The sequence below is a fragment of the Streptomyces sp. NPDC012466 genome, assembly GCF_042955215.1.
GTDB lineage: Bacteria > Actinomycetota > Actinomycetes > Streptomycetales > Streptomycetaceae > Streptomyces.
Genome location: NZ_JBIBEQ010000002.1, coordinates 217,063 through 237,171 on the forward strand (window position 1 = coordinate 217,063; position 20,109 = coordinate 237,171).

The 20,109-nt window shown below is 72.9% G+C and carries 20 protein-coding genes and 1 tRNA gene; 14 read left to right on the plus strand and 7 right to left on the minus strand.

What is annotated here, in order from left to right; all coding sequences use genetic code 11:
• Positions 1–2: 2 nt before the first annotated feature.
• The gene (locus ACFY9E_RS08515; RefSeq protein ID WP_390980705.1) at positions 3–2,054 is read right to left on the minus strand and encodes a DHA2 family efflux MFS transporter permease subunit; all 2,052 of its coding nucleotides are present in this window, start codon (positions 2,052–2,054) and stop codon (positions 3–5) included.
• 159 nt (positions 2,055–2,213) lie between these two features.
• Here ACFY9E_RS08515 and ACFY9E_RS08520 point away from each other — a divergent pair, with 159 nt between their 5' ends.
• Together ACFY9E_RS08520 and cpt are read left to right on the plus strand one after the other, a co-directional pair.
• The gene (locus tag ACFY9E_RS08520; RefSeq protein WP_390980706.1) at positions 2,214–3,734 is read left to right on the plus strand and encodes a peptidoglycan-binding protein; all 1,521 of its coding nucleotides are present in this window, start codon (positions 2,214–2,216) and stop codon (positions 3,732–3,734) included.
• Between the two features lie 27 nt (positions 3,735–3,761).
• Positions 3,762–4,316, plus strand: coding sequence for a chloramphenicol phosphotransferase CPT (cpt, locus tag ACFY9E_RS08525; RefSeq protein WP_390980707.1), 555 nt, complete (start codon positions 3,762–3,764; stop codon positions 4,314–4,316).
• 42 nt (positions 4,317–4,358) lie between these two features.
• Here the strand turns inward: cpt and ACFY9E_RS08530 are convergent, their stop codons facing one another.
• On the minus strand, positions 4,359–5,018 hold the full coding sequence (locus ACFY9E_RS08530) for an HAD-IA family hydrolase (RefSeq protein ID WP_390980708.1): 660 nt from the start codon (positions 5,016–5,018) through the stop codon (positions 4,359–4,361).
• Positions 5,019–5,227: 209 nt separating this feature from the next.
• Positions 5,228–5,809 (minus strand): TMEM165/GDT1 family protein, encoded by a 582-nt coding sequence (locus tag ACFY9E_RS08535; RefSeq protein ID WP_386492518.1) that lies wholly within the window; start codon positions 5,807–5,809, stop codon positions 5,228–5,230.
• Between the two features lie 391 nt (positions 5,810–6,200).
• On the opposite strand from ACFY9E_RS08535, the gene ACFY9E_RS08540 reads away from it, so the two are divergent.
• The 6 genes from ACFY9E_RS08540 to ACFY9E_RS08565 all read left to right on the plus strand — a co-directional run bounded on the left by ACFY9E_RS08540 (position 6,201) and on the right by ACFY9E_RS08565 (position 13,560).
• Positions 6,201–6,845 carry a DUF1524 domain-containing protein gene (locus ACFY9E_RS08540; RefSeq protein WP_390980710.1) on the plus strand — a complete coding sequence of 215 codons (645 nt, stop codon included), beginning with the start codon at positions 6,201–6,203 and terminating at the stop codon, positions 6,843–6,845.
• A 77-nt stretch (positions 6,846–6,922) separates the two neighbouring features.
• Positions 6,923–8,560 carry an alkaline phosphatase D family protein gene (locus ACFY9E_RS08545; protein WP_390980712.1) on the plus strand — a complete coding sequence of 546 codons (1,638 nt, stop codon included), beginning with the start codon at positions 6,923–6,925 and terminating at the stop codon, positions 8,558–8,560.
• 290 nt (positions 8,561–8,850) lie between these two features.
• Positions 8,851–10,725, plus strand: coding sequence for an FAD/NAD(P)-binding protein (locus ACFY9E_RS08550; protein WP_390982011.1), 1,875 nt, complete (start codon positions 8,851–8,853; stop codon positions 10,723–10,725).
• Positions 10,726–10,808: 83 nt separating this feature from the next.
• Positions 10,809–11,261: a DoxX family membrane protein gene (locus ACFY9E_RS08555; protein ID WP_390980714.1), complete on the plus strand. Its 453-nt coding sequence runs from the start codon at positions 10,809–10,811 to the stop codon at positions 11,259–11,261.
• 285 nt (positions 11,262–11,546) lie between these two features.
• The gene (locus tag ACFY9E_RS08560; protein WP_390980716.1) at positions 11,547–12,143 is read left to right on the plus strand and encodes a VTT domain-containing protein; all 597 of its coding nucleotides are present in this window, start codon (positions 11,547–11,549) and stop codon (positions 12,141–12,143) included.
• A gap of 130 nt (positions 12,144–12,273) precedes the next feature.
• Positions 12,274–13,560 carry a DUF5933 domain-containing protein gene (locus ACFY9E_RS08565; protein ID WP_390980718.1) on the plus strand — a complete coding sequence of 429 codons (1,287 nt, stop codon included), beginning with the start codon at positions 12,274–12,276 and terminating at the stop codon, positions 13,558–13,560.
• A gap of 24 nt (positions 13,561–13,584) precedes the next feature.
• Here ACFY9E_RS08565 and ACFY9E_RS08570 read toward each other — a convergent pair whose 3' ends face one another.
• Positions 13,585–13,815, minus strand: a complete 231-nt coding sequence (locus ACFY9E_RS08570) for a DUF2277 domain-containing protein (protein ID WP_221754709.1) — start codon at positions 13,813–13,815, stop codon at positions 13,585–13,587.
• Between the two features lie 102 nt (positions 13,816–13,917).
• On the opposite strand from ACFY9E_RS08570, the gene ACFY9E_RS08575 reads away from it, so the two are divergent.
• Entirely contained in the window at positions 13,918–14,814 is an 897-nt protein-coding gene (locus ACFY9E_RS08575; protein ID WP_390980720.1) for a 2-dehydropantoate 2-reductase, read from the plus strand.
• A gap of 51 nt (positions 14,815–14,865) precedes the next feature.
• Complete coding sequence (locus ACFY9E_RS08580; RefSeq protein WP_390980721.1) at positions 14,866–15,219, plus strand: hypothetical protein; 354 nt, start codon at positions 14,866–14,868, stop codon at positions 15,217–15,219.
• Between the two features lie 12 nt (positions 15,220–15,231).
• Here the strand turns inward: ACFY9E_RS08580 and ACFY9E_RS08585 are convergent, their stop codons facing one another.
• Together ACFY9E_RS08585 and ACFY9E_RS08590 are read right to left on the minus strand one after the other, a co-directional pair.
• Positions 15,232–15,909, minus strand: a complete 678-nt coding sequence (locus ACFY9E_RS08585; RefSeq protein ID WP_390980723.1) for a DUF305 domain-containing protein — start codon at positions 15,907–15,909, stop codon at positions 15,232–15,234.
• 101 nt (positions 15,910–16,010) lie between these two features.
• Positions 16,011–16,484, minus strand: a complete 474-nt coding sequence (locus tag ACFY9E_RS08590; RefSeq protein ID WP_390980725.1) for a DUF6153 family protein — start codon at positions 16,482–16,484, stop codon at positions 16,011–16,013.
• A gap of 180 nt (positions 16,485–16,664) precedes the next feature.
• Here ACFY9E_RS08590 and ACFY9E_RS08595 point away from each other — a divergent pair, with 180 nt between their 5' ends.
• Positions 16,665–17,222 (plus strand): hypothetical protein, encoded by a 558-nt coding sequence (locus ACFY9E_RS08595; protein WP_390980727.1) that lies wholly within the window; start codon positions 16,665–16,667, stop codon positions 17,220–17,222.
• A gap of 87 nt (positions 17,223–17,309) precedes the next feature.
• Here the strand turns inward: ACFY9E_RS08595 and ACFY9E_RS08600 are convergent.
• Positions 17,310–17,381: transfer RNA gene (locus ACFY9E_RS08600), tRNA-Val, on the minus strand.
• A gap of 210 nt (positions 17,382–17,591) precedes the next feature.
• Here ACFY9E_RS08600 and ACFY9E_RS08605 point away from each other — a divergent pair.
• The 3 genes from ACFY9E_RS08605 (at position 17,592) to ACFY9E_RS08615 (ending at position 20,108) form a co-directional block, all read left to right on the plus strand.
• Positions 17,592–18,389, plus strand: coding sequence for a DUF4097 family beta strand repeat-containing protein (locus ACFY9E_RS08605; protein WP_390980729.1), 798 nt, complete (start codon positions 17,592–17,594; stop codon positions 18,387–18,389).
• Between the two features lie 74 nt (positions 18,390–18,463).
• Positions 18,464–19,864: a hypothetical protein gene (locus ACFY9E_RS08610; RefSeq protein ID WP_390980731.1), complete on the plus strand. Its 1,401-nt coding sequence runs from the start codon at positions 18,464–18,466 to the stop codon at positions 19,862–19,864.
• 22 nt (positions 19,865–19,886) lie between these two features.
• Entirely contained in the window at positions 19,887–20,108 is a 222-nt protein-coding gene (locus ACFY9E_RS08615; RefSeq protein WP_390980733.1) for an FmdB family zinc ribbon protein, read from the plus strand.
• The last annotated feature ends 1 nt before the right edge of the window (position 20,109 follow it).

Genomic DNA, 20,109 nt, shown 5'->3' on the forward strand with positions numbered 1-20,109 from the left:
TCTCAGGCCGACTCCCGCGCGGGGCGCGCGCCGTACGGCCGCTCGCGCCGCGATCCGCACAGTTCGCCGTTCATCTCCCGCACGAGGTCCACCAGATCGGTCGGCCGGTCCGGCCCCCACCAGTCGCCGAGCAGCTCGGCGAGGGACTCCTCGCGGGCCTCGGCCAGCCGGTCGGCGACCTCGCGGCCCTGGTGGGTCAGGAGCATGTCGACGCCCCGGCGCACGGCGAGGCGGCGCTCCTCGGCCTGCCGGGCGGCCTCCATGACGACCGTCAGGGGCACCGGCATCGTGTCGGCGAGCACGCCCGGCTCCACCGAGCCGTAGCGCCGCATCCGCAGCAGCATCCAACTCGTCGCGGGCAGCAGGTCGTAGCCCGCCCGGGCGGTGATCTTCCGGTAGATCTCGCGCCGCCCCGCGCGGGTGCCGAGCACCGACAGCGCGCGGCACACCTCGTCGTACGAGGAGCGTTCGACGGGGTTGCTGGCCAGGGTCTCGGTGACGTCGGGGGCGGTGACCGAGCCGCGCAGCCGGTCCTCCTTCAGGAACCAGGCCAGCACGAAGCCGAGGAGCGCGACCGGGGCGGCGTACAGGAACACGTCCGTGATGGAGACGGCGTAGGCGTGCAGGGCCGGCGGGCGCAGGCCGGGCGGCAGGGCGGCGATGCCGCGCGGGTCGGCCTCCAGCGCGTCGACCGAGACGCCGGCCGGGAGCCGGGTGCCCCGGAAGGCGTCCGTGAGCTGGTCGCCGAGCCGGCCCGCGAAGACCGTGCCGAAGACGGCGACACCGAACGAGGCCCCGATGGAGCGGAAGAAGGTCGCGCCGGAGGTCGCCACACCCAGGTCCTCGTAGGGGACGGCGTTCTGCACGATGAGCACGAGGACCTGCATCACCAGGCCGAGACCGAGCCCGAAGACGAAGAAGAAGCCGCTCAACTCGGCGGTGGAGCTGTGCTCGTCGAGCTGGTGGAGCAGGAGCAGCCCGAGCGTGGTGATGCCGGTGCCGGCGATCGGGAACACCTTCCAGCGGCCGGTGCGGCTGACGATCTGCCCGGAGGCCGTCGAGGCCAGCAGCAGGCCCAGCACCATCGGCAGCATGTGCACACCGGACATGGTCGGACTGACGCCCTGCACGACCTGGAGGAAGGTCGGCAGGTAGGTCATGGCGCCGAACATCGCGAACCCGACGACGAAGCTGATCACGGCGGAGAGGGTGAAGGTGCGCACGCGGAAGAGCTTGAGCGGCAGCACGGGTTCGGCGGCCCGCCGCTCGACGGCCACGAAGGCGACGGCGAGGACGACGCCCAGGACCGCGAGGCCGACGATCCGCCACGACCCCCAGGCCCAGGTCGTCCCGCCGAGCGAGGCGACCAGCACCAGGCAGGTGGCGACGGCGGCGATGAGGAAGGTGCCGAGGTAGTCGATGACATGCCGGCGCGCCGTGCGCGGGATGTGCAGGACGGCCGCGATCACGGCGAGCGCGACGACACCGACGGGCAGGTTGACGTAGAAGACCCAGCGCCAGCTCAGGTGTTGCGTGAACAGCCCGCCGAGCAGCGGTCCGAGCACACTGGTCGCGCCGAAGACGGCACCGAACAGTCCCTGGTAGCGGCCCCGTTCACGAGGCGGCACCAGATCGCCGACGATCGCCATCGACAGCACGATCAGCCCGCCGCCGCCGAGCCCCTGGAGAGCCCGGAACGCGATCAGCTGGCCCATGTCCTGGGCCGTGCCGCACAGCGCGGATCCGATCAGGAAGATCACGATCGCCGTCTGGAAGAGCCTCTTGCGCCCATACTGGTCGCCGAGCTTGCCCCACAGGGGGGTGGCGGCCGTCGCGGCCAGCAGGTACGCGGTGACCACCCAGGACAGGTGATCCAGACCGCCGAGATCGCTGACGATGGTGGGCAGCGCGGTCGACACGATGGTCTGGTCGAGGGCGGCGAGCAGCATGCCGAGGAGCAGCGCGCCGATGGAGACCAGGACGTTCCCGGCCACCTGCTCCTGAGCTGTGGCGTTCTGGGGCGACAGTGTGGCTGCGTTCCCGTCACCGGCCATGAGACCTCCCGAGACTCCTGTGACATTTTCCATCGTGACCGCTGTGACCTGTTATGGCCCGCCGGGCCCTTTTGGAAGCCGTGGTTCCGGGGGCTCGTCGACCGCGCTGTGGAGAAGATCTGGATAATCTCTGGAGTTCGCGAGGGGAGGGAGGAACGCGTGGAACCGCCGAACGGCCACCCGTGCCCGGAGTGCGGCGCACCCAGACAGCGGGACAACACCCCCGCCTGCGCCTGCACCCACCGCGCCGCAGAGGCCCTCCGCGACGCCCGCACGGCCCAGGCGGCGGCAGCGGAGGATTTCGACCCCCTGAGGATCCGCCCGTACGTGGAGATCGACGGCGGCGGGTCCGCCGGACCGGGCGAGGCCGCCTCCCGTACGTCCGGCGAGGGGCAGCCCTCCTCGGCGGCCGAGGCGCCGACGCCCGCACGCCCGGGGGGACCAAGGGCTGGGTCCGAGGACGCCCCGTCCACCGCGCCCCCGGCCGACTCACCCGAGACGACCCCGCACGCCTCCCGTCCGGGCGCCTCCGCTCCCCCGCGGGCACGTGACGGCGCGCCCCGGCGGCCGGGCACCGGCGCCGCGCAGACACCGCACGCCGAGACCCCCGGACCCACAGCCGCGAGCGCACCGGCCGGGGCGGCGACGGACACCGGCGCTCCGCCCCCGCACCCGGACGCCCCGCGGAGACCCGAAGACACCCACCGGCGGCCGGAAACCGGCCCCGCGCACGCCACGCGCACCCAGGACCCCGGGCCCACCGCCACGAGCACACCGGGCCAGGCCCCGGCGGCGGACACCGGGGCGACGTTCCCGAGCGCCGAGGTCTCACCCCCCGGGAGCGCCGCTCAGCCGGCCTCATCCGCCGACGTCACCATGCCCCTGCGCCCGGTCGACCCGGACGCGACCGCCGTGCTGCCGGCCGCTCCCGCCGCCCCGGTGCCTCCGCCGCCCCTGGCCCCTGTCGCGACCGAGCCGAGCGTCACCGACCTGCGCATGTTCGACGGCACGGTGGGGGCAGACCGTGGCGCGCCGCAGGAGGGCCGGTCGGGCAGGCGTCGGCCGCGTCGGCGCAGCACCCTGCTGATCGCCGCCGCCGGTGCCTGCGTCGCCGTCGTCACGGCGGCCGGGTACGCGACCGGGCTGTTCTCCTACGAGAGCCCGTCCCGGGACACCGCCCTGCCGGACGGCATCCGGGCGGGTGTGCCGGACGCCCCGTCGAGCAGCGCGGCCTCCACGGCCCCGAGGGGCAGCGCGTCGGCGGCTCCACCGGCGCCCGCCGCACCGGCTCCCTCACCCTCCCGCAGCGGGAGCCCGTCCGCCTCCCCGTCGCCGTCCGCACCGAGCGCCTCGGCGAGCCCGTCGCAGTCGCCCTCCCCGTCGGCACCGCAGACGTCCGCCCCCGCGACCGGCCCCGAACAGGCGCCCCCGGACAGCGGCCGCCAGAAGACCGGCCCCACCGTCCTGCGCCTGGGCGACCGAGGCCCGGAGGTGAGCGAACTCCAGCTCCGGCTGCGCCAGTTGTACCTCTACGACGACGACACCGACGGCACCTTCGACGACCGGCTCGAGGACGCGGTCCGCACCTACCAGTGGTCGCGCGGCATCCAGGTGGACGACCTCGGCGTCTACGACCGGGAGACCAGGGCCAAGCTGGAGTCGGAAACCCGGGAGCCGTGACCGGTCCGGCCGCCCTACTGTGACGCCGTGACCACTCAAGTGATCGTTCTCAACGGCGGTTCGAGCTCGGGCAAGTCCGGGATCGTCCGGTGCCTGCAAGACGTCCTGCCCGGTCCGTGGCTGGCCTTCGGCGTCGACTCGTTCGTGGAGGCACTGCCCGCGAAGCTGCGGGACTCGGACGGCGGGATCACCTTCGGGGCGGACGGCGGCGTGAGCGTGGGCGCGGAGTTCCGGGCCCTGGACGCGGCCTGGACCGAGGGCATCGCCGCCATGGCCCGCGCCGGGGCCGGGATCATCGTCGACGACGTCTTCCTCGGCGGTCCGGCGTCCCGGCAGCGGTGGGAGAAGGCGCTGTCCGGGCTGGCCGTGCTGTGGGTCGGCGTCCGGTGCGACGGCGAGGTCGCCGCGGGCCGTGAGGTCGCGCGGGGAGACCGGGTCCGCGGCATGGCCGCGTCCCAGGCCCGCGTCGTGCACGAGGGCCTGAGCTACGACGTGGAGGTGGACACGACGCACACCGAGTCCCTGGAGTGCGCACGCATCATCGCCGCCCGCGTGACGCGCGCAGCGACTCCACCCGGGTGACGCGCGTCCCCTCGCAGCCGGGGCGACCCGATCAGCCGGGGTTCAGCCGATGTGGAGGCGGATCGTCCCGTCCGCCGTGGCCTCCACGCGCACCTTCGTGAGGTCCTCGACCACCACGTCCGGCTCGTGGAACGCGGCCCGGGGCCCGATCCCGACGACCGTCATGCCGGCGGCGCGCCCCGCCGCGATCCCGGCCCCGGAGTCCTCGAAGACGACACAGTCAGCGGGGGCGATCCCCAGCTCGGCGGCACCCTTCAGAAAACCCTCCGGGTCGGGCTTGCTCGCCCCGACGGACTCCGCGGTCACCCGCACCTCGGGCAGTTCGAGCCCGGCCGCCGCCATCCGCGCGGTCGAGAGCGGCACATCGGCGGAGGTCACCAGCGCGTGCGGCAGCCCCCGCAGCGAGGCCAGGAACTCCGGCGCGCCGGGGATCGCGACGACACCGTCCGTGTCGGCCGTCTCCTCGGCGAGCATCCGGGCGTTGTCGGCGTGGTTCTGCTCCATCGGCCGGCCGGGCAGCAGCAGCGCCATGGAGGCGTAGCCCTGCCGGCCGTGGACGACCTTCATGACCTCGTCCCCGTCGAGCCCGTGACGCTCGGCCCAGCGCCGCCAGACGCGTTCGACCGAGGCGTCGGAGTTGACGAGGGTGCCGTCCATGTCCAGCAGGAGGGCGCGGGCGGTGAGCACGGCGGTGGCCGTCATCGGCAGCTCCAAGGCTCGGGGCGCGTACCAGCGCGGGAGGGGGCGGACGGCGGATCACGGCCGTCACGTCCCCGGGAGGGACAAGGCGGCCCCGCCCGCCGGTCAGGGAAAACGGGCGGAGGCCACTTTGTTCCTCCACGGTACAAAACAAGTCCGCCTGCGCGCCAGGGGCCCCCGCGGACATTCACCGACTGTTCAGCTCGCCCGGCTCAACCGGTCACGGCCTCCCACAGGCTCCAGACCCCGAGCGCCAGCATCACCAGCGCCGCGATCTGGGTGATCAGCCGCAGCGGCACCTTCTTCATCAGCGCCTTGCCGCCGACGATGCCGAGGCCGGCCACGGCCCACAGCGCGAGCACCGCTCCCAGGCCGACGGAGAGCGGATCGTCGTAACGGGCGGCCAGGTTCGCGGTCATGATCTGGGTGAGATCGCCGAACTCGGCGACCAGGATGAGCATGAACCCGGCACCGGAGACCTTCCAGAACGACTGGTTCTCCGGCTTGCGGACCTCTTCCTCGTCCTCGCCCTTCCTCAGCAGCAGCACCGCGGCCCCGCCCAGGAAGAGCACGCCCGTGAGGGCCTGCACGATCTGCTGCGGCAGGAGCGTCAGCACACTGCCGGCCGCGACGGCGAGCACGACGTGCAGCGCGAAGGCGGCGGCGACCCCGGCGAAGACGTAGGAGGCGCGGTAGCGGGTGCCGAGGACGAGGCCGGCGAGGGCGGTCTTGTCCGGCAGTTCTGCGAGGAAGACGACGCCGAAGACGACGGCCGTGACGGTCAGGCTGATCAAGGGTTCCTCAATCGGTCGGGGCTGCCCCACCGAGAGTGCTGGACCTTCACACACGACACCTCGGCACGGCAGCACACTCGGCGCCCGCGCCGGGGGGCACGGGCGTGCACTGCTTTGCCGAAGGTCTCGCTGGCAGGTCCGGGAAAGGACCGGCCTCCGGGCGCCGGCTCAGGCGAGCTGAGCAGTATGTCGACGGTCCGGCGAAGAGCTACTCCCCTTCTGCGCCGTCCATGCTACGCGACGCCCCCGGCGTGAAAACTTTCCGCCGGAACCTTGTCATGTCATGGACGCGTCACTAACTTCTCACCGGGCGCACACCTGTGCGCAACACGGCACCGCGAGCATTCCCCTCGCTCGCAAGCCAACACCCCCCTCTGCCCAGGGAGTTCGCATGCCCAGGTTCTACGCGCGTCGACGGCTGAGCGTGGCCGCGGCGGCCACCGCCCTCATATCCTCCGTGGCCCTCTTCAACGCCCCCACGGCCTCCGCCGCCCTGCCCACCCCCGTGAGCGGCGCCACCGCCCGCTCCTACCTCGCCACGCTCACCGTGACGGCCGAGGACCGCACCGGCTACAACCGCGACCTCTTCCCGCACTGGATCACGCAGTCCGGCACCTGCAACACCCGCGAGGTCGTCCTCAAGCGCGACGGCTCGAACGTCCAGCAGGACTCCTCCTGCGCCGCCACCAGCGGCAGCTGGTACTCCCCCTACGACGGCGCCACCTGGACCGCCGCCTCCGACCTGGACATCGACCACCTGGTCCCGCTGGCCGAGGCCTGGGACTCCGGCGCCGACTCCTGGACGACGTCCCGCCGCCAGTCGTTCGCCAACGACCTCACCCGCCCGCAGCTCATCGCGGTCACCGACAACGTCAACCAGGCCAAGGGCGACCAGGATCCGGCCACCTGGATGCCCTCCCGGACGGCGTACCGCTGCACCTACGTCCGCGCCTGGGTGCAGGTGAAGTACTACTACGGCCTCTCCGTCGACTCGGCCGAGAAGTCCGCGCTGCAGAACCACCTGGCGAGCTGCTGACACGCTGATTTCGTGTCGGGACCTCCCCGCTGACCTCCGTCGTTCCGTACCGTACGGGGCGACGGAAGGGGAACGACATGAGCGCACTGCGCCTCGGACCGCTGCTGAGGTACACCGACGGCTCGTCCGCGACCGTGTGGGTCGAGACGAGCCGTCCGTGCACCGCCGAGGTGCGCTGCGCCGACGGCGCCGGCGGCACGGCCCGCAGCTTCCAGATCGCGGGCCACCACTACGCGCTGGTCCCGGTGACCGGCCTCACGGCCGGCACGACCACCACGTACGAGGTGTTCCTCGACGGCGCCCAGGTGTGGCCGCTGCCCGGCTCTCCCTTCCCGCCCTCGGCGATCCACGCGCCGGGGCCACAGGGCGGCCTCGACGTGGCCTTCGGCTCCTGCCGCTGGGCCTCCCCGCCGGCGGGCGGCGACGACCCCGTCGGCCCGGACGCCCTGGACGCCCTCGCCACCCGCCTCGCGGCCGACCCGGAGGGCGAGCGGCCGCACGTCCTGCTGCTGCTCGGCGACCAGGTGTACGCCGACGAGACCTCCGACTCCACGCAACGCTGGCTGGCGGGCCGCCGCGACCTGAAGGAAGGGCCGGGCAACGGAGTCGCGGACTACGAGGAATACACCCACCTCTACTACGAGTCGTGGCTCGACCCGCGCATCCGCTGGCTGCTGTCCACCGTGCCCAGCTTCATGATCTTCGACGACCACGACGTCATCGACGACTGGAACACCTCCGCCGCCTGGCTCGCCGACATGCGCTCCACCGACTGGTGGCAGGAGCGGCTGCTGAGCGGCCTGATGTCGTACTGGGTCCACCAGCACCTCGGGAACCTCTCCCTCGAGGAGCTGGCGGCCGACCCGGTGTACGAGGCGGTGTGCGAGGCCTCCGACGGCACCGATGTGCTGCGCACCTTCGCCGCCCGGGCCGACGCCGACGCGGCCTCGGTCCGCTGGAGCTACCGGCGCGACTTCGGGCGCGTACGCCTGGTGATGGTGGACAGCCGGGCCGCCCGGGTCCTGGCCGAGGACGAGCGCGCGATGCTCGACCCGGGCGAGGACGCCTGGCTGCGCGAGCAGGTGCGGGACACGCCCGAGGCGTACGACCACCTGCTGATCGGCACCTCGCTGCCCTGGCTGCTGCCGCATCTGGTGCATGACGCCGAGGGGTGGAACGCGGCGCTGTGCGGCGGCGAGCGGGGCGCCCGGTGGGCCCGGTTCGGGGAGAAGGTGCGGCGCGCCGCCGACCTGGAGCACTGGTCGGCGTTCCCCGCGTCCTTCGCGGGGCTGGCGGAGCTGATCGCCGAGGCGGGCTCGGGGCGGGACGCGCCGGCGACGGTGTGCGTGCTGTCCGGCGATGTGCACCACGCCTACATCGCCGAGCCCTCCTGGCCCGGCTCGGCTCCGGACGCCCGGGTGGTGCAGCTCGTGTGCTCGCCCGTCCACAACTCGGTCCCGCTGTCGATGCGCCTGGCGTTCCGCATCGGCTGGAGCGCGATGGCACGGGGCCTCGGCCGCGGCCTCGCCCGGCACGGCCGCCTCCCGGACCCGCCGGTCAGCTGGCGCAAGACGGGCGGCCCCTGGTTCGGCAACCAGCTCATGACACTGACCCTGCGCGGCCGTTCGGCGCGGCTGCGGCTGGAGCAGGCCAAGGCCCGGCAGGGGGCGGGGCCGAGCCTGACGACACTCCTGGACACCGAACTCGCCCCCTGACCACCCGTTCGGCCTGATTCTTCCGCTGTGTTCAGTGATGTCCGGCGATGTCCCGTGATGCTAGTGAGGCATCCCACAGCGACCGTCAATCCTTCCCCACGAACCCTGGTCACCGCTCCCGGCGACGGCATGATGAGGCGGACCGTCCGCTTCCTGCCCGGCGGACCGCCGACACGCGCCCCACACGTCCGGGAGTCCCACCCTTGTCTGCGTCGCCCGAGGAAACCGAGGAATCCGTACCGGCCGAGGACTGCGCACCGGCCGCGAGACCCGCGGATGTCTCCGTCGCCCTGGTCGGCGCCGGACCGCGCGGCACCAGCGTCCTGGAACGCCTGTGCGCCTCCGCCCCGGAACTCCTGGCGCCGGGGGTCCGGCTGACGGTCCATGTGGTCGACCCGGATCCGCCCGGCCCCGGCCGCGTCTGGCGCACCGCCCAGTCGCCCGAGCTGCTGATGAACACCGTGGCCTGCCAGGTGACCCTGTTCACCGACGACAGCGTGGACTGCTCGGGGCCGATCCGCCCGGGTCCGAGCCTGTACGAGTGGGCGGGTGGCGGCCTGGGCCCGGACGAGTACCCGACCAGGGCCGACTACGGGCGTTACCTGGAGTGGGTGTTCGCCGAGGTCGTACGGCAAGCGCCGCCGACCGTACGGATCGAGACCCACCGGGCCCGTGCGGTACGGCTCGACGACACTCCCGGCGACCGCCAGAGCCTCACCCTCGACGACGGCCGCACCCTGACCGGCCTGTCCGCGGTCGTCCTGGCCCAGGGACACCTGCCGACGGCCGCCGACCCCGATCTGCGGCGTCTGGCGGCCCACGCCGCACACCACGGTCTGCGCCACGTCCCGCCCGCCAACCCGGCCGACGTCGACCTGTCCTCCATACCCCCGGGCGAGCCCGTCCTGCTGCGCGGCCTCGGTCTCAACTTCTTCGACCACACGGCTCTGCTGACGACCGGCCGGGGAGGCCGTTTCGTCCGGGACGCCGACGGGCTGCGCTACCTCCCCTCCGGCCGCGAGCCGCGGCTCTTCGCCGGTTCGCGGCGCGGCGTCCCCTACCAGGCGCGCGGCGACAACGCGAAGGGGCCGTACGGCCGGCACGTCCCGCTGGCCCTCACCCCGGAGGTGATCGCGGGCTTCCGCAAGCGCGCCGACTCCGGGGAGGCACCCGATTTCCGCACGGAGATATGGCCGTTGGTGGCGAAGGAGGTGGAGGCGGTCTACTACGCCGCGCTGCTCCGGCGGGCCGGGGCCCGCGCGGGGCGGGAGCGGGAGTTCACCGACCGCTTCCTCGCCGTCCCGCACGACGACCCCCTGGAGGCGGCGTCGCTGCTGGACGCGTTCGGGGTGCCGGAGGCCGACCGCTGGTGCTGGGAGCGGATCTCGCGCCCGTACGCCGGACGGGACTTCGCCCATCCCGGCGAGTGGCGCGACTGGCTGCTGTCGTATCTGCGTGAGGACGCGGCCCAGGCCGCCCTGGGCAATGTACACGGCCCGCTGAAGGCGGCTCTCGACGTGCTGCGCGACCTGCGCAACGAACTCCGGCTGATCGTCGACCACGGCGGCCTCGCCGGCGCCTCCCGCCGGGACCACCTGGACCGCTGGTACACACCGCTCAACGCGTTCCTGTCCATCGGCCCGCCCCGGCGCCGCATCGAGGAACTCGCGGCCCTGGTCGAGGCGGGGGTGGTGCGGGTGCTCGGGCCGCGGCTGCGGGTGTCGGACGAGGACGGGGCCTGGACGGCGCACTCCCCCGACGTGCCGGGTTCGGCCGTCCGTGTGAAAACCCTCATAGAGGCCCGGCTGCCCGAACCCGACGTGCGGCGCACCGCCGACGACCTCCTGGCCGGCCTGCTGCGGAGCGGGCGGTGCCGCCCGCACACCGTGGACGGTTACGAGACGGGCGGGTTGGACGTCACCCCGCGTCCCTATCGACTGATGGATCGTCAAGGAGTTGCACACAAAAGGCTGTTCGCGTTCGGAGTGCCGACAGAAGGCGTGCACTGGGTGACCGCCGCGGGAGCCCGCCCAGGGGTGGATTCGGTCACCCTTTCGGACGCGGACGCGGTGGCGAGAGCCGTTCTACGTGCGACGGGACCCGAAACGGGGCCCCCACGGGAGGCTGAGCAGTGGCCAAATGTTGAACTTGCAACCATCAATTAGGCACACCTAACGTGGGTTACTCCGCGGTATCCGTCCCCGACCGGCCTCCCCAAGGCCGGCCAACCGAAGGAGAGACCCCCCACATGACCGCTCGCCTCAACGGCGCCCAGCCGTATGCGCTCGGCCTGTTCCGGATCGTCGTCGGTCTGCTGTTCGCCTGCCACGGCGCCGTCGCGCTCTTCGGCGTCCTCGGCGGCGTGGACGGCAAGGGCGGCACCGCCGCGACCGGCGCCTGGCCGAACTGGTACGCGGCCGTCATCGAACTCGTCGGGGGTGTCCTGGTCCTGCTGGGCCTCGGCACCCGCATTGCGGCGTTCATCTCCTCCGGCGCGATGGCGTACGCGTACTTCAAGGTCCACCAGCCCCAGGGCCTGTGGCCGATCGAGAACAGCGGCGAGGGCGCGGCCATGTACTGCTGGGCCATGTTCCTGCTGATCTTCACGGGGTCCGGCGCGTTCGGCCTGGACCGGCTGCTGAGCAGGCGGACCGCGGCACAGGAGCAGCGCTCCGCGGACCAGACCCCGGTGGCCGCCTGAGCCACCCGGCCACCCGGACACCCAGCGGCGCCTTCCCCCCGGGGGGAGGCGCCGCTCCGTCTGCACCGGCCGTCGATCCGGGCGACGGTGACGACCTTCGCCCAAATGGCGACAAGCCGGGGCGATCCGCGACGAGGTGAACAGTACGCACCGAACGTATGAGCCCCCCGTGAACCGCCCGTCACGCCCCAGGCGTACGCTCTATGGCTGTCATGGCCACTCCTGCCGCTCCCCCCGCGACACCGCGGCACGGTCTGGCCCACGGGGGAGTCACGGGGAGTTGCGGTGCTGGAGCAAGTGGGGCTGCTGATCGCCAGCCCATGGATCTACGCGGCGGTGGCCTTGTCCGTCCTGCTCGACGTGTTCCTGCCGGTGCTGCCCAGCGGCGTTCTGGTGATCACGGCGACCACGGCAGCGGCAGCGGGCACCGCGACCGACGTGCCCGACATCCTCGCGCTGACCCTGTGCGCGGCCACCGCTTCCGTCCTGGGTGACCTGGTGGCCTACCGGCTCGCCTGGCGCGGCGGCGCCCGGCTGGACCGGGCGATCTCCCGCTCCCGGCGTCTGACCACCGCGCAGGAGCGTCTCGGAGCGGCCCTCGCCCAGGGCGGCGGCGTCCTCGTCGTCCTCGCCCGTTTCGCTCCCGCCGGCCGCTCGGTGGTCTCCCTCGGCGCGGGCGCCGCCCACCGCCGCGCCCGCGACTTCCTGCCCTGGTCGGCCCTGGCCGGTCTCACCTGGGCCACCTACAGCGTCGCCCTCGGCTACTTCGGCGCCCACTGGCTGGGCGCGAGCTGGGTGGCGACGGCGGTGTCGGTGGGGGCATTGTTCGGCGCCGGGGCAGGGGCGGCGTATGTGATGCGGCGCGAGCCGCGGACGTCGTAGACCGAGCTGCGACTCACCACCACGACCACTCAGAGACCTGGAAGCGGCTGAGACATTGACCACCACGGCGTCCCGGGAAGCCTCTCGAACCAGACGGATCACGCTCGCCGCGCGACGGCACCCCCGGGCGATGCTGTGGATCACGGCCGGCGTGATCACTCTCGGTTTCCTGATCGCGCTCCAGATCGTGGCGCACCACCTCGGCGTACCGGGGCCGATCACCGCCCAGGCCCGCGAGGTGATCTACGCCCCCAAGTCCGGGTTCCTGCTGTACGCCAGCATGGCGCTGATGATGGTGGTGCTCACCTGGCGGCAACGGCTCACCGCCCTCGGCACCGCGATCGGCATCGACCTCGTCTTCCTGCTGGTCCGCTGGGCGACCGGCACCTATCCCGCCGAAGGCCACCCCTTCGGCAACGGCGCGCTGTGGGTGATCCTGGGCTGCGCGGTCATCGCCCTCACCCGCCGCACCGGCCCCGAGCGCGTCCTGATGCTGAAGGGCGTGGGGCTCGGTCTGCTGCTGGTGACCGGCCGCAAGACCGGTGACACCTGGCTGCTGATCACGTCGAAGACCCGCCCGGTCGTACTCGACCCGTACGTCGCCATGGCCGATCACGCGCTGGGCAACCCGTCGTGGCTGGCGGGCCGTCTCCTCGAGGCGAGCGGCCCCATCGGCGAGCACGCCCTCGACTACGTCTACGCCCAGCTCGCGGTGGCCGCGGTCTGTGTGGCGCTGTACCAGCTGCGCAACGTGGCGGCCGAACAGCGCTTCCCGCGCCACCACCTGGTGCGCACCTTCCTGCTGATCGGCCTGCTCGGGCCGGCTTTCTACATGATCTACCCCGTGGTCGGGCCGATGTTCGCCTACGGTCCCGAGGGCGGGCACTGGGCGGCCGCGAACCTGTGGCCGAACACCCTGCCGCCGATCACCACCCCGTACGAGCTGCCGTTCGACGAGATCACCCCGCGCAACTGCATGCCCAGCCTGCACACGGCATGGGCCACCACGATCTTCATCCACTCCCGCACGGGACCGCGCGCCCTGCGCCTCGCCGGCACGTTCTGGCTGATCGCGACCCTCGCCGCCACCCTGGGCTTCGGCTGGCACTACGGCGTGGACCTCGTCGCCGGCGTGGTCTTCGCGTACACGGTCGAGGCCGCGCTGCGCACGTACGACCTCGGCTGGGACCGCGCGGGCAGGTGGCTGATCGCCTACGGGACGATCGTCTTCGCGGCGCTGCTGGCGTCCTACCGCTTCCTGCCGTTGGAGATGGCCGCCTACCCGTGGCTCGCAGGCCCCCTCCTGCTGCTGGTGATGGCCTCGGTGGTCTACGGCTACCGGCGGACCACCGCACTGTGGGAAACGAAGGCCGCACCCGTGCCGCAACCGGAACCGCGGCCCGAACTGGCGGTCTGAGGCCTTGAGGCCACCGGCCTCGCGCTAGCTCGCTTTCCTGGCCGCGGCCCCGCGGACCTCCAGACCGTCCAGCAACTCGGCCGTGGCCTGCGCGACGGCCTCCACGGCGCGGTCGAACACCTCCTGGTTGTGAGCGGCGGGGGCGCGGAAGCCCGAGACCTTCCGCACGTACTGCAGGGCGGCAGCGCGCACGTCCGCCTCCGTGGCCTCTTCGGGCATCGCGGGCGGGCGCAGCGTCTTGATACTCCGGCACATGCCCCCAGTCTCACCCTTACGGCCCTCGTACGACAGCGATACCTGCCATGATCGCTCCGAGGCGGCCACCGTCCCGGGGCCGACCGACGAGAGGAACTCCTCGTGGCGAACGAACTCACCGTGGCCGTCCTGGGCCCCGGCGGCGTGGGCGGTCTGCTCGCCGCCCTGCTCTCCCGCACCGGCCACCGCGTGATCTGCCTGTCCGGCGAGAAGACCGCCGAGGCCCTGCGCACCGACGGCATCCAGATCCGCAGCGCCCGCTTCGGCGACTTCACCGCCCGCGTCGAGGCCGACACCCAACTGCGGGAACCGGTCGACGCGTGCCTGGTCACCGTCAAGCACACCGCCCTCGACGCTGCGCTGGCGCGGGTGCCCGCCCCGGCGCTGTCCGACGGCCTTCTCGTGCCGTTCCTGAACGGTGTGGAACACCCGGCGGCCCTGCGCGCCCGCTACCGCCCCGACCGCGTCGCCCCCGCCGTCATCCGCGTCGAGTCGACCCGCGTGGCCCCGGGCGTCGTCGAACACGGCAGCCCTTTCGCGGAGATCGACCTGACCGGCACGGACGTGCCCCGGCCCCGCCTCGACGCCCTCGCCGAGGCCTTCGCCGCGGCCGGTCCGGCCACCCGTGTGCTGGAGGACGAGACGGCGGCCCTGTGGGCGAAGATGTCGTTCCTGGCGCCGTTCGCCCTGCTGACCACCCGCTACGGTCTCCCACTCGGCGAGATCCGCACCCGCCACCGCGACGAGCTGACGGCCCTGGTGGAGGAGACCGCCGCGATCAGCCGCGCGTGCGGCGGCCCAGCGGACCCGGCCCAGGCCCTCGCCCGCTACGACGCCTTCCCGCCGTCGACGAAGTCGTCGATGCAGCGCGACGCCGAGGCCGACCGGCCCCTCGAACTGGACGCCATCGGCGGCGCGTTGCTCCGCGCGGCCGAGCGGCACGGGATTCCGGCTCCGGTGGTGGCCCGGGTGGTGCGCGAGGTACACCCGTTCGCCTGAACCCCAGGAACGAACTCGCCTGCCAAATTCGAACAGGCGTATCATTGGGCCGTGGCTACGACCTATGACTTTCCGAGTGACCTCCTGGCCGGTCAGGAGGAACTCCATCAGGTCCGGGCCGAGCTCTCGGCCCTGCTGAAGCGGCTTCCCTGGTCGGTGGAGCCGCTGGACGGTTTCAGCGACGACAACGGCTGGCGCAAGGTGGAACGCCCCGCCTCCCCCGGCTGGACCGCCGACGAACAGGCCGAAGTGGAGAAACTCCGGCGGCGGGAACACGAACTCGCGGTGTTCGTCAGCACCCACCGCTACTGGTCCGAACTCGCCGGCCCCGAGCGGGTGGCGGCCCGCTCGGGGCTGAAGCACGCGCACGAGGTTCCGCCGGAGGAGACCGGCGGAACCTCCTGACGCCTGACCGGGTCAGCCTTCGGTTCGGCTCCCGCTCTTGCCGAGGAGCTTGTTCATCTCACCGATCTCGGCGTTCTGCGCGCTGACGATGTCGTCGGCCATGGCCTTGGCGGGGGCGTAGCGGCCCTTGTTCCGCTCGGTCCGGGCCATCTCCACGGCCCCTTCGTGGTGCTCGACCATCAGGGTCAGGAACCGGACGTCGAAGGCCTTGCCCGTCAGCCGCTCCAGCGCGGCCATGTCCTGCTCGCCCATCATGCCGGGCATGCCGGAGTGGCCCGAGCCGGAGTGGTCGGTGCCGGAGTGGTCCGTTCCGCCGCCCGTGGACGCGGGAACGTCCGCGCCCCAGGTCTTCAGCCAGCCCGTCATGGTCCGGATCTCCGGGTCCTGTGCCTTCTCGATCCGCCCGGCGAGTTCCTTGACCGCCCCGGAGGAGGCCCGGTCCGCGGCCAGCCGCGCCATCTCCAGCGCCTGCCGGTGGTGCGGGATCATGCCCTGCGCGAAGGCGACGTCCTGGGGGTTGTGGGCACCGGTGGGGGACTGGGAGGCGGCGGGGCTGTGACTTCCGGCGTCACCGTGACCGGCGCCGCCTGCGGCGTCGTCGGCGCCGCAGGCGGTGAGGACGACCGCCGCGGCGCCCGTCGCGGCCACCAGGGCGGCGCGGCGCGCCAGGGTACGAACGTTGTTGCTCATGCGTGAACTCCTGCTTCTGCACTGCTGCGAGGAATGGCTCTCGGACACGACGAGGCACCACGACGCGGCCGGCCGGTACCGGTCGGCGTGGTGCGTGGTGTCTAGATCCGCAGAAGCTGGAGTTCGGCGAGGGTAGGCGGGGCGCGGGCACCATCCGTATCCGCGACCGCATACGCCCGTACGGCGGCCTCCGTCACGACCACGGGGACCGGGTCGGCGACCGGCGGAGGCAGCACCGGCCCACCGCTCACCGCCCCCGACGCACAGGTCGCGTCGGCATGCCGCCCGTGCCCCTCACCGCAGTGCCCGTAGGGCATGGCCTCGGTCCGGGGCAGGTGGATCCGGGGCGCATGGGTGCGAGGCGCGTGGAGCGGGAGCGCGTGTGCCTGGACGGCGGGGGCCGAGAGCCCGTGGGCCGGGAGTGCCCGCGCCTGCTGCCCGTGGCTCTGCCGGGGCAGACCGCCACCGGGCGCCAGCCCGTGCATGCCGAGCAGCCCCGCCAACAGCCCCAGCACGCACAGCAGACGCCACCGCCGCACGGCGGGGCGCGGAGCGCGCTGCTCGGGACTGTTCACCCGCACATCGTAGAGACAGGCCCCACCCCGACTCCGCACCGGGGCGGACGCACACGCGGGTCGCCGTCAGGTGTGCGACGGGCCGTAGCCCCATCGGATGAACTCATCCAACCGTCGACAACCGGGCGGCTCCCCCGACGGGTCGTACACCCGCACCACACGAAATTCCGAGGGAGATCCATGAGCCAGCAGTACCCGCAGCAGCCGGACCAGCCCCAGCCGCAGCCGCAGCAGCCCGGTTACGGCGCCCCGGCGCCGCAGCCGCCCAGGAAGCGCGGGGTGGGCAAGATCGCGGGACTCGGCTGTGCGGGCATCCTCGCCCTCGTCGTCATCGCCGCCGTCGCCACGGGCGGCGGAGGAGACGACAGCGCCGACACCTCGAACAAGGACAAAGCCGTCACCGCCGACGGCAAGCCGGAGGGCGACAGCCCCAAGAAGGCCGGGCCGGCGGACGAAAAGCCGCAGGCCGAGCAGTTCCGCGACTGCGTCGCCAAGAACGGCACGGACACGGAGAAGTCCGCGGTCGAGCACGTCACGAAGGTGACCGGCGCGGACAAGCGCAACGACATCCTCGACGCGGCCGAGGTCTTCACCGACTTCAGCGGCGGCCTGATGGGCCCCCACCAGGGCGAGGGCAAATTGATCGCCTCCGCGTTCACCTCCTGCTACGAGTCGAAGAACGGCCTCGTCACGGTCTACGACAAGGACGGCGAGCTCCTGGCCAACGCGAACTACTGACCGCTCCTGGCCCCTGCAGCCGGGCAGCAACAGGAAAGGCCCTCCAGGGATGTTCCTGGAGGGCCTTCGACCCGGGACTCGGCGCTGTGGGCGCGGACGGTTTCGAACCGCCGACATCCTGCTTGTAAGGCAGGCGCTCTACCCCTGAGCTACGCACCCGGCTCCCGGACCACGCGTCCAGGACGAGTCGACAGCCTACATTGCCCGGGGCACGGTCCCGCAAACCCGTATCGCGGGACCCGTCGGCCCCGCACCTGGGGTTAACCCCACCCCCGATCCGGGAGTGGCCCGGATCCCCCGGCGGGCCCCGGATCCCTACGGTCGTAGAGCGCCCCGGAGCGCCCGTCGTCCGTCCAGGGGGAGATCGTCATGGCCCGCACCACTCGCACCACCGGCACCTCACGCGCCGTCTCCGTCCGCACCGCCGCCCTCACGGGTGCCGTCGTGGTGCTCGTCGCCGGTCTCAGCGCCTGCGCCGCGTCGGCGGGGGACGACACGGACCCCGACCACCGGTCCTTCGGCCTCCAGGGCCGCACCCTCACCGTCGACTCCGACGACTCGGCCCTGGAGATCGTCGCCGCCGGCGACAACCCGGCGGGCAAGATCGAGGTCACCCGCTGGTTCAAGGGGTCGGTCGTCGTCGGCAATGAGCCCGAGGTCACCTGGGACATGCGGGACGACCGCCTGGTGCTGCGGCTGAAGTGCTCCGGCGTCGTCGCCGACTGCTCGGCCAAGCACCGCATCGAGGTGCCCCACGGCATCACCGTGAAGGTGCAGGACGGCGACGGCAGCGTCCGCGCCCGGGGATTCCGCGACCCCCTGGACATCCGCACCGGCGACGGCTCCGTCCGCGTCACCGACACCACCGGCCCCCTGAAGCTGCGCACCGGAGACGGATCCATCCGGGCGGACGTCTCCTCCCGTGACGTCCGCACCCACACCGGCGACGGCTCGGTCCGCCTCGAACTCGGCGTCGTACCGGACCGGGTGGAGTCCCGCAGCGGCGACGGCTCCGTGAACATCGCACTGCCCCGGGCCACGTACCGCGTGACCACCGAGACCGGCGACGGCGGCGTCGATGTGTCCGTGCCCCGCGACGAGACCAGCTCCCATGCGGTCACCGCCCACACCGGCGACGGCAAAGTCACGGTCCGAACGGCGAACTGACCGGCCCGTGTGTTCGTCCTTAACCGGTGGGAGAATGACACCGGGCAGGGTGGACCACAGCACGGGAGAGGGATGTGACGGCGACTCCAGCGCAGCCGTACTCGCCGTCGGTGCCGCGCGCGCATGGTCCGCGCCGCCGCCTCCTCCGCACTCCCGGCCCGTTGCGCGACACGCTCGCCCTGACGATGCTGCCGCTGCTGGCCGCACTGGCCCTGCCCGCCGCCTTCGCGGGCGGGGGCACCCGGCGCTGGTTCGGCGGCCGGGCCGAGAACCAGCGGGCCGAGGCCCAGGCCGCGAAGGACGCCGCCGCGGCCGCCTTCTACGAGCTGGACACCGCCCAGCGCGACCTGCGCATCTCGATCGAGACGATCACCGCCGTCGACGACTCCCCCGCCGCCCGGCGCGCCGTCGCCGACTTCGACGCCCTCGGCCGGCGCATCGACGAGGCCAGCCACCGGTACATCGACGCCGTCGACGCCCACGACCTCGACCGCGACGACCTGGAGGCCTCCGCCGCCGCCCGCGCCCGCGGCGAGCTGACCGCCGCCAAGGAGGAACTCGGCCGGGTCAAGCAGGAGCTCGACCGCTTCACCGACGGCCTCGGCCCCCTCCTCGGCAAGGCCGAGACACAACTGGCCCGTCTCGCCCCCGCGGTCGAACGCGCCCGGCAGGCCCTGCTCGCCGCCTCCAACGCCCTCGACGCCGTCCGAGCGTCGGGCCTGAAGGCGGACGACCTCGCCGCCCGGCTCGCCGCCCTCTCCCCGGAGCTCACCAAGCTGAACCAGGGCGCCGGACAGCACGGTGTGCCGCAGACCCTGGAGCGGGCCGAGCGGGTCACCCGCGAGGCCGAGGCGGTCCGTGTGGAGGCCGAGCGGCTGCCGGACCGCGCCGCCGAGATCGACCACCGGCTCGTCTCCCTGCGCACCCGCGCCCAGGCCCTCACCACCCGCTCCACGCAGGTCGAACCGACCCTGAGCGAACTGCGCCGCCGCTTCACCGCCGCCTGCTGGCAGGACCTGCAGCACGTCCCCGACGACGCCGCCGACAACGTCCGCCGGGCCGAGACCAAGCTGGCCGAGGCCCACACCGCCCGCGGCGAACAGCGCTGGGCCGACGCCACCGCCCTGCTGTCGACCGTACGAGCCCTCCTGAACAGCACCGACGAGGCCGTCTCGGCCGCCGGCGACCGGCTGCGCCGTCTGAACGCCGTGCAGAAGGACCCCCAGCAGGAGATCGAGCGCACCCGCTTCGCCATCCGCGACGCCCAGCGCCTCGCCATGGCCGGCCGCAACACCCCCGACCCGCGCCACGCCCGCCCCCTGGACGACGCCGTGTCCCGCCTGGACCGCGCGCTCGCCACCCTGGAGGGCCGCCACCCCGACTACTGGCACTTCCTCACGGAGACGGAAGCGGTCCGCCGGACGGTGGCCCACGTGGTCTCCGAGATCCGCGACGAACGCGGTGCCGGCCATTGACCGTGCCGGTTAACCTGTGCGCATGCCTCGCTACGAGTACCGCTGCCGGACCTGCGGCGACACCTTCGAACTCAGCCGTCCCATGGCGGAGTCCTCCGACCCCGCGGCCTGCCCCTCGGGTCACGACGACACGGTGAAGCTCCTCTCCACGGTCGCGGTCGGCGGCTCGGCCTCCGCCCCGGCCCCGGCACCCGGCCCGGGTGGCGGCGGGGGCGGCTGCTGCGGTGGCGGCTGCTGCGGCTGAC

Excerpts from the sequence above, each read along its gene's own strand:
- ACFY9E_RS08515 (WP_390980705.1), bottom strand. The coding sequence starts at position 2,054 with ATGGCCGGTGACGGGAACGCAGCCACACTGTCGCCCCAGAACGCCACA.
- ACFY9E_RS08530 (WP_390980708.1), bottom strand. The coding sequence starts at position 5,018 with ATGACGGCCACCGCCGTGCTCACCGCCCGCGCCCTCCTGCTGGACATG.
- ACFY9E_RS08540 (WP_390980710.1), top strand. The coding sequence starts at position 6,201 with ATGCCCAGGTTCTACGCGCGTCGACGGCTGAGCGTGGCCGCGGCGGCC.
- ACFY9E_RS08545 (WP_390980712.1), top strand. The coding sequence starts at position 6,923 with ATGAGCGCACTGCGCCTCGGACCGCTGCTGAGGTACACCGACGGCTCG.
- ACFY9E_RS08555 (WP_390980714.1), top strand. The coding sequence starts at position 10,809 with ATGACCGCTCGCCTCAACGGCGCCCAGCCGTATGCGCTCGGCCTGTTC.
- ACFY9E_RS08565 (WP_390980718.1), top strand. The coding sequence starts at position 12,274 with ATGCTGTGGATCACGGCCGGCGTGATCACTCTCGGTTTCCTGATCGCG.
- ACFY9E_RS08570 (WP_221754709.1), bottom strand. The coding sequence starts at position 13,815 with ATGTGCCGGAGTATCAAGACGCTGCGCCCGCCCGCGATGCCCGAAGAG.
- ACFY9E_RS08585 (WP_390980723.1), bottom strand. The coding sequence starts at position 15,909 with ATGAGCAACAACGTTCGTACCCTGGCGCGCCGCGCCGCCCTGGTGGCC.
- ACFY9E_RS08595 (WP_390980727.1), top strand. The coding sequence starts at position 16,665 with ATGAGCCAGCAGTACCCGCAGCAGCCGGACCAGCCCCAGCCGCAGCCG.
- ACFY9E_RS08605 (WP_390980729.1), top strand. The coding sequence starts at position 17,592 with ATGGCCCGCACCACTCGCACCACCGGCACCTCACGCGCCGTCTCCGTC.
- ACFY9E_RS08615 (WP_390980733.1), top strand. The coding sequence starts at position 19,887 with ATGCCTCGCTACGAGTACCGCTGCCGGACCTGCGGCGACACCTTCGAA.